The organism is Psychromonas sp. L1A2 (assembly GCF_009828855.1).
Taxonomy (GTDB): domain Bacteria; phylum Pseudomonadota; class Gammaproteobacteria; order Enterobacterales; family Psychromonadaceae; genus Psychromonas.
The window spans coordinates 2456419-2467586 of record NZ_WUAG01000001.1; the positions used below are offsets into that span (position 1 = coordinate 2456419).

Here is an 11168-nt window from a genome sequence, read left to right on the forward strand (position 1 = left end):
TTTTTCTTAATGTGGCGGAGGAGGAGAGATTTGAACTCTCGGAGAGCTATTAACCCTCGCTGGTTTTCAAGACCAGTGCATTCAGCCGCTCTGCCACCCCTCCGCAGAACGAGGCGTATAATAAACAAATTGAAAAAAAAGCCAAGTCTTTTTTTAATTTATTTTCAATTATCGCTAAATAAGATTAATTTTTCACATTTAAGCTATTCAACCTTTAATTCAAAGGCAATCACCTTTACTATCTCATCACAAGTTTATAAATGTTAACGCTTTTATTATTTTTTCAAATACGTTTTCTTTAAGCGCCTTATTGCTATTCATTGAAGGTTTCAAGTATGTTCCAAGACAATCCATTATTAAATCAACTTAAACAAACAATGCAGGAGAATATACCTAAACGTACTGGTATTGTTAAAGCGTCTGATCGTGGATTTGGATTTTTAGAAACCGACAAAGGTAAACGTTTTTTTATAGCACCAAGTGATATGAAAAAAGTATTACATGGTGATCGTATTAGTGCTGCTATCACAGAGAATGGCGATAAGTCATCTGCTCAACCCGTACAACTAAAACAAACTGATACGACTGAATTTGTTGCACAGTTATCGATTAGCGATAAACGTATCTCGATTAAAGCGAATAACCCTTTATTAAATGCCTTCTTTAAAATTAAAGGTGCGATGCAATTAGCTAATAAAGGTTATAACAATGGTGATTGGATTACCGTTAAACTACTTACCCATGCTTTAGATGGAAATGGTTTTTTAGTTGAAGTAGTTGAAAAAATTGCTGAATATAACGACCCTTTTGCTTACCGTTTAATTGCTGTTGCTACTCATAAGCTACCCAATAAAGCGCCTGATTTTGACCACCCTTGGCAAGTGATTGATCCTGAACTTGATCGCCGTGATCTGACTAAGCTCCCTTTCTTCACTATTGATGGCGTTAATACGCAAGATATGGATGATGCGTTATACGTTGAAGAAAACGATCAAGGCTGGGCATTAACAGTGGCGATCTCAGATCCTTCTGCTTACGTGCCAGAACAAAGTGAAATGGATAAAGAAGCACACAAACGCTCTTTTACTCTCTATCTACCCAACTTTAATGTACCTATGTTGCCACGTGATTTGAGCGATAGTTTATGTTCATTAAAAGAATGTGAAAAACGCGCCACTATCTGCTGTACGTTACAAATAGGTAAAGGCGGAGAGATTATTGGTGAGCCAGAATTTTTTGCCGCATGTATAAAATCTCATTTCCGTCTTAATTATAATGATGTATCTAATTACTTGGAAAATGATGAATTAGCAGACGGTCAATGGAAACCAAATAAGCAATTAAGCCAATTATTAAACGTGTTAGATCAAGCGACAGCAGCTCGTCATCAATGGCGTTGTGACAATACGATTGTCATGAAAAGCCAACCTGACTACACTTTGAAGCTGAATAATAAAGGTGAAGTGTATGAGATTCTATGTGAGCCTCGCCGCACAGCGAACCGCTTAGTTGAAGAGTCGATGATTGCAGCTAATGTTTGTGCTGGTGACTTTTTAGCAAAACATAAACAAGCCGGTGTATTTAATGTACATTCAGGTATAGCAACAGATCGTCTAGGTAAAGCGTCTTCATTATTAGCTGAATACGGAATTACGGTTGAAGCCACTTCATTAGCCACTCTTCAAGGTTATGTGAAAATGCGCCAAGAAGTCGCTGAGCTACATAATGCTTATTTAGACCATCGTCTACGTCGTTTACTGTCTTATGCTGATACATCTGCAACGCCAGCTCCACACTTTACGATGGGCGTTAAACATTATGCGACGTGGACTTCCCCTATTCGTAAATATGGCGACTTAATTAACCATCGTTTAATTAAGTCTGTATTAACACTACAAGCTTCGACACCGGTTGACTCAGAGATTGGCACTCACTTGAATGAAGCGCGTAAAGCACAACGTATGGCTGAACGTGATGTCAATAATCTGTTGTATTGTGGTTATTTAAAAGACCAAGAGAATTCAGATTGGCGTTATAAAGCAGAGATATTTGATATCGTTAAAGCAGGTTGTCGCGTTCGTGTGCAAGAAAACGGTGCAACTTTCTTTGTACCAAGCAGCTTGTTAGGGAAATCTTCTGACGCTAAAAAAATAGAATGTGTTCGCGAACAAGGCGTGGTTAAAGTAGCCGATCAAATCGAATTGCAATTAGGTGATGTGATTGATGTAATGCTAACGTCGGTTAAACCTGAGTCTCGTCAATTAATTGCTAAACTTGCTGATCCATTAGGTTAAACAGCTTTTGTTCCTCTTAAAAAAACACCTCTAATCAGTTGATCTTTAAGATCGACTGATTATCCCCTTTTTTTGTGAACGACAAAAAGCGACTTTGTTAAACTCTATGGTACAATAATCTCAATTTAACATTCCAATACTAGAGATTTTTTCTTGAAGCCAATAACTCCCCACAAAGACCGCAATTTATTTTCATATCCAAAATACAGAGGCGACTCTGTTAAAGCCGCTCCCTTTTTACCTATGTCACGTAAAGAGATGAAGCAGCTTGGCTGGGATAGCTGCGACATTATTATAGTCACAGGTGATGCTTATGTGGATCACCCTAGTTTCGGAATGGCTGTCATTGGTCGAATGCTTGAAGTACAAGGTTTCAGAGTCGGTATTATCGCTCAACCTGATTGGCATTCAAAAGATGCATTTATGGAACTAGGTAAACCTAATTTATACTTTGGTGTAACTGCCGGTAACATGGACTCAATGATCAACCGTTATACGGCTGAAAGAAGATTAAGACATGATGATGCTTACACGCCAAATGATGAAGGTGGTAAACGTCCAGATCGAGCTGTTGCTGCTTATACACAACGTTGTAAAGAAGCTTACAAAGGTATTCCCGTTATCATCGGTGGTATTGAGGCGAGTTTACGTCGTATAGCGCATTATGATTACTGGTCTGACAAAGTACGTCAATCTGTTTTGTTTGATGCAAAAGCAGATCTATTAATTTACGGAAATGCAGAACGTCCGCTAATTGAAATTTCACACCGAATTGCACAAGGTGATGATATTAAAACCATTACCGATGTACGTGGTAGTGCCTTCTTAACCAATTCAGCGCTGCCTGGATGGACAGGTATCGATTCACGTAGTGTCGATAAACCAGGTAAAATAGATCCTATCTATAGCCCTTATCAAGACTTAAGTGAAAAATGTGATACTGCGAAAGATGAAAATGATGCTGCTGATGAAGCATCAGACATCACTAAAACAGCGCAAGTTATCCAAATGACACCACATAAAGGCACGCCACAAGAAGAGCGTGAAAAAAGATGGGAAGAAAAATCTAAAGCTTGGTCAACGACTTATATTAACTTACCGACGTTTGAGCAAGTAAAAGAAAATAAAATGCTGTATGCACATGCATCGCGTATTTTTCACCAAGAAGTTAACCCAACTTCTGCAAAAGCATTAATGCAAAAACATGGTAGTCGCGCCATATGGTTAAATCCACCTGCAACACCTTTAGAAGAAAGTGAAATGGATGGTGTGTTTGGTTTACCTTATGCACGTGTTCCGCATCCAAGTTATGGCGATGCTAAAATTCCCGCTTACGATATGATAAAAACATCTATTAATATTATGCGAGGTTGTTTTGGTGGTTGTACTTTCTGCAGTATTACAGAGCATGAAGGTCGTATAATACAAAGTCGTTCACAGGAATCAATCATCAATGAAATTGAAGACATTAAACTCAAAGTTCCAGGGTTTACTGGCGTCATTTCAGACCTTGGTGGTCCAACGGCTAATATGTATAAGTTACGTTGTAAGAGTGAAAAAGCCGAAGCAACGTGCCGTAAACCGTCTTGTGTATGGCCAACTATTTGTGGTCACCTCGATACAGATCATACGCCAACCATTGAGCTATACCGCGCGGCACGTAGAGTACCCGGTATTAAAAAAGTACTGATTGCATCAGGTGTACGTTATGACTTAGCGATTAAAGATCCTGAATATGTTAAAGAACTCGCGACACATCACGTAGGCGGATATTTGAAAATAGCACCAGAGCATACCGAAGAAGGTCCATTAAACAAAATGATGAAACCGGGTATGGGTAGCTACGATAAATTTAAAGAGCTATTTGATCATTACTCTAAATTAGCGGGTAAAAAACAATACCTGATCCCATACTTTATTTCAGCTCACCCTGGCACAACAGATATGGATATGATCAACCTAGCCATGTGGCTAAAAGAAAATGACTTTAAATTAGATCAAGTACAAAACTTTTATCCTTCACCTTTAGCGAATGCGACGACTTTGTACCACACAGAAATTAATTCATTGCGTAATGTAAAAAGAAACAGTGAATCAGTGTCTATTCCAAAAGGAACCGTTCAGCGTCGATTGCATAAAGCGATACTGCGTTATCATGATCCCGCTAACTGGGTCATTATTCGTGAAGCATTAACCAAAATGGGATTAGATAAAACCTTGATTGGTAGTAAAGCAACGTGTTTAGTACCTAAAGAAACACGTGCGGAAGTGATGAATAGAAATGCTAAAAAAGGAAAAGCGCCTTTAAAAGGTAAAGTTGCTCCAAAAAATCAAGGTAAAGTGGTTAATAATAAACGTACGCCTAAAGCTAAGTTTGGTTCTAAACCAGCAACAAATGGTAAACAAGGGTTAACACGCTTTAGCACTAATCAGTTTCAAAAATAATTAATCATAATAAATGATAAAGTAGAGTTATCAATTTATATGCAAAAAAGGCGTTAACTTTTAACTAAGTTAACGCCTTTTTTATAGTAAAAATTTATCTGGTTTTTCATTATAGTAATCTGGATAAATAAATGATCTATTTATCCAGATTGGTATAACTCGTTTCAATACAGGATTTTTTGATCTCGTGTGTGGATGGTTTTCAATCAGTAGTAGTAAGTGTTGCGAATTAATTGATACCTAATGGCTAATCAAACAGGCAGTAAACAATCAGTGTTATACCAATGGAATTAAATAAGTGATCAGATATTGTGCAGGAAAAATTAACACTAATAAGGCGTGAGTTGTAGGAGATAGTTGTTCTCACTTCAAAACTCACAACGCAGTTAGGGGGGATTTTAACCAGCAAGAATGATCACCTTATTAATTCTTTTGGTATTAACACCTTTTCAGAAGATTCAATTTCCCTAGATATCGAACTGATTAGTGCTTGCTTCGTCTCATCTACATAATGGATTTACGTAAATGGTTTACATAGTAGATCTACAAAATTGATTGATATTAAGCATCTAATTGAAGTGCGCCTGTTTGCTTTAATTTACATATTTGATTTAAAAATGAATTAATACGGTAAGGCTGAAAATGCGTTGGTATTTTATTTTCTAATGCGGGAATCGGCGCCCTATCTTCACGTAAGTGAGTTAATATTAATGATAGTAAGGCAGAAAGATAACTTTTAAAGGCTACACTTTTATACAACTGATCCCAGTTAATAATGTATTCCTTACTGTAACCTTCAATCAATTCTTCTAGTTTATGAGTATAACGCTGAATTTCTGCATCTCCCATGCAATATTCTTTTACTAATTGTAAAAATAAATCTAAACACTCACCACGTGGCACAAGCGTAAAAAACTCTTTTTGCATGGCCTCTGCTTCATTACCTTTCTCTGCATTAATGATGCGAAACAAAATTTCGAACATGTGCACAATGGTCCTATCTAAAATACGCTGTTTAGGAACGTGTTGGTTTTGCATATCTTCAGCAACAATTTTAAACAGTGTTAAGAAATCAACATTATCGACTACTTGTCGAGAAAGTTTATCAGCAATGGAAACAGGAATTCGATTAGCTAATAACGTATTAAACGTTGAAGTTGTTAGTATTGTTTTTAATGCTTTACGTGCTTTGTCTGTGCCTTCAAAAGGGACATTATTATTGGCAGACATTTTATTCCTTTAAGTAAATACAAATCCATGTGGTTTCTATTATTAATGACCATCACGAGGGTGATTAAATTGACCATTGCAGTTCATCGCTTTGATTAATAATGAACATGACAATATTTTTTCTGTGTTTTCATTTGAGGGTTAAGTGATTAGCCTGAATGTAACGGTTCAGCTATTTCCCCTGCCCGCTAATCTAAACTAATCGAATAAAATAAAATCGAAAGCATGCTAATGATATAAATAAGCTGATCAGAAATTATAACATTGAGCGCCCAGAGAATGAATGCGATAACGTTGTGCTATCAACAAACTCTAATTCTCCACCCACTGGTACACCATGGGCAATGCGGCTTACTTGGATTTTGAATTTTCTGGCCATTTCAGCAATGTAATAAGCGGTTGCTTCACCTTCAACTGTTGGGTTAGTGGCTAAGATAACTTCGGTGATATTGCCTTTTTGCATCTGCTTTTCTAATAGGTTTAAACCAAGCTGCTCAGGACCAATACCATCAAGAGGCGATAAGTGTCCCATTAACACAAAGTAAGTACCAGAAAACAATGCTGTTTGCTCTATTGCCACCACATCCACTGGCATTTCAACAATACAAATAGTCCCGTTATCATTACGCTTTTGATTATTACAGATAGGGCATAAATCTTCTTCAGTGAACGTTCGGCACTGCTGGCAATGGCCTATTTCAGTAACCGCTCGTGCTAACACGTCACTTAGCTTAAGTGCGCCATTACGGTTTTTATCTAACAAATGATACACCATTCGTTGTGCAGACTTTGGCCCGACACTTGGTAAACACTGCAATGCTTGTGTTAGCTCTTCGATTAATGGTCTATTTGACATGGTTTAACTTCTTCTATTTTTAAATCTGTTTTTAAATGACGCTATTAACGACTGCTGAATAACATTATCGGTATAAGCAGTGGCGAATAAAATGTTTAACTTAATCATTAAGTCAGCTCAGTACTTAACCAAACTCGGTTATTTTTTCTAACTCATAAAAGGATTCAGTAATGGTGTCGAGTTTATCATCTAATATTGCTCTCGCATCATTAAGACCTTGGTTATAATAATAACTACCGACTTTTTCACTAAAAAAATCGAGTAGAAACTCAGCATCAAATTGACCAAGCTCTTGATCTAACTCTTTTTCAAAATACTTTTGTATCTCGTCAACGATCGCGGTCTTTTGAGACGTTGAAAACTTGATTTCAGGCATTGTGAATCCTTACAAAAAATGCGATATAAATACGTTCAAAAACCAATCTAATAAATATCGCTATTAGACGGTTTTTTCTTGTTAAATGAAAGCGTTGTGCTTTAGCTAACATTCATACCGTTATTTCAGCTCTGTTATTTTGATTTGTTCAATGGTTGGCTCTAAGTTTTTATAAAGGTTAATCGCGACTTGTTCAGCTAATGCTAAGTACGGTTCTACTAATGCAGGAAGTTCATTTTTAGCAACCGTAGGGCAACCTTCATCAGTATTTTGACGATATTGTATATGTAATGGTAATTCACCTAAGAACGGTAAGTTAAACTGTTCAGCTAATTTTCTACCGCCACCCGTTCCAAAAATAGCTTCTTGATGCCCACACTTAACACATGAATAGACACTCATATTTTCAATTAAGCCAGTGACATGAACATCGACCTTATTAAACATAATCACGCCCTTTTGAGCATCAATTAACGCAACGTCCTGTGGGGTTGTAACAATCACAGCACTGGTTACAGCGACATTTTGCGACATCGTTAGTTGGATATCACCAGTACCTGGCGGCATATCAACAATTAAGTAATCTAATGCAGGCCAATCCGTTTCATTGAGTACTTGTTGCAGTGCTTTACTTGCCATTGGGCCACGCCACACCATGGCATCTTTATCATCAATTAAAAAGCCAATACTATTACCAACAATACCGTGTGCGGCAATGGGTTGTAATAACTTACCGTCAGCAGACGTTGATTTAGTGTTTTTATGACCGAGCATAGTCGGTAAAGAAGGCCCGTAGATATCGGCATCTAATACACCAACCTTGGCACCATTTTTAGCTAATGCAATCGCTAAATTAACACTTACGGTAGATTTACCGACTCCACCTTTGCCTGAAGAGACTGCAATAATATTTTTAATATTAGGGTTTGTTTTAGTCCCTTTTTTATGTTCAAAAGTAGGCACTTTATAAGTCACGTTCCACGTGGGTGCTTGCTTGAAAATAGAAGTTAACGACTCGTTAGATTGTGCTTGTAAATCAGCTAACCAATTAGGTGCATAGAATGGCAAACGAATTGATATTTCAGCTGACTCTTCCTTGATGGTTAATAAGCGCTGCTTTGTAAATTTTTTGAGTAATTCTGAATCAATTATTTTCTCAAAACATTGTAAAACCTGTTGTTCGATAGTTTTCTTTTTAAACAGCATAGTCATTCCTTAAACCTAAATTGATGAATGAGTTTATCAAAATGATTAGATAATTCATCCTTATTAAAACGAAGTCTATTAAATATCTGCGCTATCGTTGCTAAACATTGCTTTATTTATGCTTTTCAACGTTAGCTAATATAGATAAGAGTGGGATTTACCCTGTTTTTTGGGTAGTATTACAAGCTGTAAAAAATCCGCTTAGACTTAAGGAATATCAAATAAAATGGCTAATCAAGATCGTAATATCCTTGTTACCTGCGCCCTTCCCTATGCAAATGGTCCAATCCATTTAGGGCATATGCTTGAGCATGTACAAGCGGACATCTGGGTTCGTTTCCAACGCTTACGCGGTAATAACATTCACTTTGTATGTGCCGATGACGCTCATGGCACTGCGATCATGCTTAAAGCGCAAGAAATGGGTATCACACCTGAGCAATTAATTGCACAAGTTCAAGCAGATCACGAAAAAGATTTTGAGGGTTTTAATATCAGTTTTGATAACTACCACTCAACGCATTCTGAAGAAAACAAAGCATTATCATCACAAGTTTATTTAGCATTACGTGATAACGGCTACATCACTAAAAAAGTGGTTTCGCAATTATACGATCCAGAAAAAGAGATGTTTTTACCGGATCGTTTTGTAAAAGGTGGCTGCCCTAAATGTAAGGCTGAAGACCAATACGGCGATAACTGTGACGTGTGTGGTGCAACTTACAGCCCTGCTGAAATGATTAATCCTAAATCAGTTGTTTCAAATGCAACACCGGTGATGAAAGACACTGAAAACTTATTCTTCGATGCACCACAGTTCCAAGATATGTTAGTTGAATGGACTAAATCAGGTGCACTTCAAAGTGAAGTTGCTAATAAACTCAGTGAATGGTTTGAAAGTGGCTTGAAAGCATGGGATATCACACGTGATGCACCTTACTTTGGTTTTGAGATCCCAGATGCACCGGGTAAATTCTTTTATGTTTGGCTAGATGCGCCGATTGGTTACATGGGTAGCTTTAAAAATCTATGTGATCGTACTGACGGCCTTAACTTTGATGATTACTGGGCAAAAGACAGTACTGCAGAGCTTTACCATTTCATTGGTAAAGATATCATCAATTTCCATGGTTTGTTCTGGCCTGCCATGTTAGAAGGTGCGGGTTTCCGTAAGCCTACTGGCGTTAACGTACATGGTTATGTCAGTGTTAATGGTGAGAAGATGTCTAAATCAAAAGGCACGTTCATCAAAGCGAGTACTTACCTAGAAAACTTAGATCCTGAATGCTTACGTTATTACTATGCAGCTAAATTAACATCACGTGTTGATGATTTAGATTTTAATCTTGATGATTTCACACAACGTGTAAATTCAGATGTAGTGAATAAATTAGTTAACTTAGCTTCCCGTACTGCTGGCTTTATTGCTAAAAAATACGATGGTAAATTATCTTCAGAAGTTTCAGAGCCTGAGCTATACCAACAGTTTGTTGCTGCTGGCGATTCGATTGCAGAACAATTTGAGAAACGTGAATTTTCACGTGCTATTCGTGAAATTATGGCACTAGCTGATATTGCTAATAAATACATTGATGATAAAGCGCCGTGGGCATTAGCTAAAGTTGAAGGTAAAGAAGTTGAAGTACAAGATATCTGTTCAATGGGTATTAACTTGTTCCGTGTACTAATGACTTACTTAAAACCAATCATGCCAAAACTAACTGAACGTAGTGAAGCATTTTTAAATGAAACATTAACCTGGGATAGTATTCAGGTGCCATTAGCTGGCCACCAAATCAACAAATTCAAAGCGTTATTCCAACGTATTGACCCGAAACATGTTGAAGCGATGGTTGAATCGTCAAAAGCAAGTGCAGCCGCTGATGCAGCAGCAAAAGAAAAAGTAGCTGAAGCAACACAAACTGAAAGCCAAAGTGAATTAGACAAGGAACCTATTGCACCTGAAATTGATTTTGATACCTTTGCAAAAACTGATTTGCGCGTTGCGTTGATTGCTAAGGCTGAGCATGTGCCTAAAGCCAATAAGTTATTAAAACTCACTTTAGACATTGGTGGTGAAACGCGTACTGTCTTTGCTGGTATTAAGTCTGCTTATAATCCTGAAGACTTAGAAGGTAAACTAACAGTGATGGTGGCGAACCTTGCACCTCGTCAAATGAAGTTTGGTTTGTCTGAAGGCATGGTATTAGCTGCTGGCCCTGGCGGTGAAGATATTCATATCTTAAATCCAGACTCTGGTGCTAAACCTGGTCAGCGTATTATGTAATAATTGTTATGATTAATTAAATACTAAAAAGCCTTAAGCTTAACCACTTAGGGCTTTTTTTGTTGCTAATTACTTTATACCAACTCCGATAAATAGATCACATACTTAACGTAATTGGTATGAGTCATGATTATTCATCATTATGTTTATCCTAAATAAGAGAAAATAAAATAATAATGAAACAGCAGATCATTGGTTATCACCAAGATGACGAACATCATTGGGTTGCTCAATTACATTGTGGGCATTTTCAGCATGTCAGGCATAACCCGCCTTGGAGCATTCGGTTATGGGTAACGACTGAAACCGGTCGAAAAAAGATGATTGGACATCAATTAAACTGTGTTAAATGTGATACTGGAGAGGCGAAAGATAAACAATAACAAAACAGTCAGTTAAATGTTCTGAATCCAAGTATCCCTATATACCTCATTTCTTTCTATTAATTACTTAGACCAAAAGAATTAATAAGGT

General features: G+C 37.3%; 8 protein-coding genes and 1 tRNA gene. 4 read left to right on the top strand and 5 right to left on the bottom strand.

Annotation, left to right across the window (positions count from 1 at the left end; translation table 11 throughout):
* Positions 1-12 precede the first annotated feature (12 nt).
* A tRNA-Ser gene (locus GQR59_RS10375) sits at positions 13-103 on the bottom strand.
* 232 nt (positions 104-335) lie between these two features.
* Here GQR59_RS10375 and GQR59_RS10380 point away from each other — a divergent pair.
* Positions 336-2294, top strand: coding sequence for an exoribonuclease II (locus tag GQR59_RS10380; RefSeq protein WP_160062241.1), 1959 nt, complete (start codon positions 336-338; stop codon positions 2292-2294).
* A gap of 243 nt (positions 2295-2537) precedes the next feature.
* The gene (locus tag GQR59_RS10385; protein WP_236546732.1) at positions 2538-4739 is read left to right on the top strand and encodes a YgiQ family radical SAM protein; all 2202 of its coding nucleotides are present in this window, start codon (positions 2538-2540) and stop codon (positions 4737-4739) included.
* Between the two features lie 561 nt (positions 4740-5300).
* Here the strand turns inward: GQR59_RS10385 and GQR59_RS10390 are convergent.
* The 4 genes from GQR59_RS10390 to apbC form a co-directional block, all read right to left on the bottom strand.
* Positions 5301-5969, bottom strand: a complete 669-nt coding sequence (locus tag GQR59_RS10390; protein WP_160062245.1) for a hypothetical protein — start codon at positions 5967-5969, stop codon at positions 5301-5303.
* Between the two features lie 256 nt (positions 5970-6225).
* Entirely contained in the window at positions 6226-6825 is a 600-nt protein-coding gene (recR, locus tag GQR59_RS10395) for a recombination mediator RecR (protein WP_160062247.1), read from the bottom strand.
* 124 nt (positions 6826-6949) lie between these two features.
* Positions 6950-7201: a DUF2164 domain-containing protein gene (locus tag GQR59_RS10400; RefSeq protein WP_025565270.1), complete on the bottom strand. Its 252-nt coding sequence runs from the start codon at positions 7199-7201 to the stop codon at positions 6950-6952.
* Between the two features lie 120 nt (positions 7202-7321).
* Entirely contained in the window at positions 7322-8407 is a 1086-nt protein-coding gene (gene apbC / locus GQR59_RS10405; RefSeq protein WP_160062249.1) for an iron-sulfur cluster carrier protein ApbC, read from the bottom strand.
* Positions 8408-8633: 226 nt separating this feature from the next.
* On the opposite strand from apbC, the gene metG reads away from it, so the two are divergent.
* Together metG and GQR59_RS10415 are read left to right on the top strand one after the other, a co-directional pair.
* Positions 8634-10694 carry a methionine--tRNA ligase gene (gene metG, locus GQR59_RS10410; RefSeq protein WP_160062251.1) on the top strand — a complete coding sequence of 687 codons (2061 nt, stop codon included), beginning with the start codon at positions 8634-8636 and terminating at the stop codon, positions 10692-10694.
* A gap of 176 nt (positions 10695-10870) precedes the next feature.
* A complete protein-coding gene (locus GQR59_RS10415) occupies positions 10871-11077 on the top strand; it encodes a DUF3565 domain-containing protein (protein WP_160062253.1) in 207 nt (68 codons plus the stop codon).
* The last annotated feature ends 91 nt before the right edge of the window (positions 11078-11168 follow it).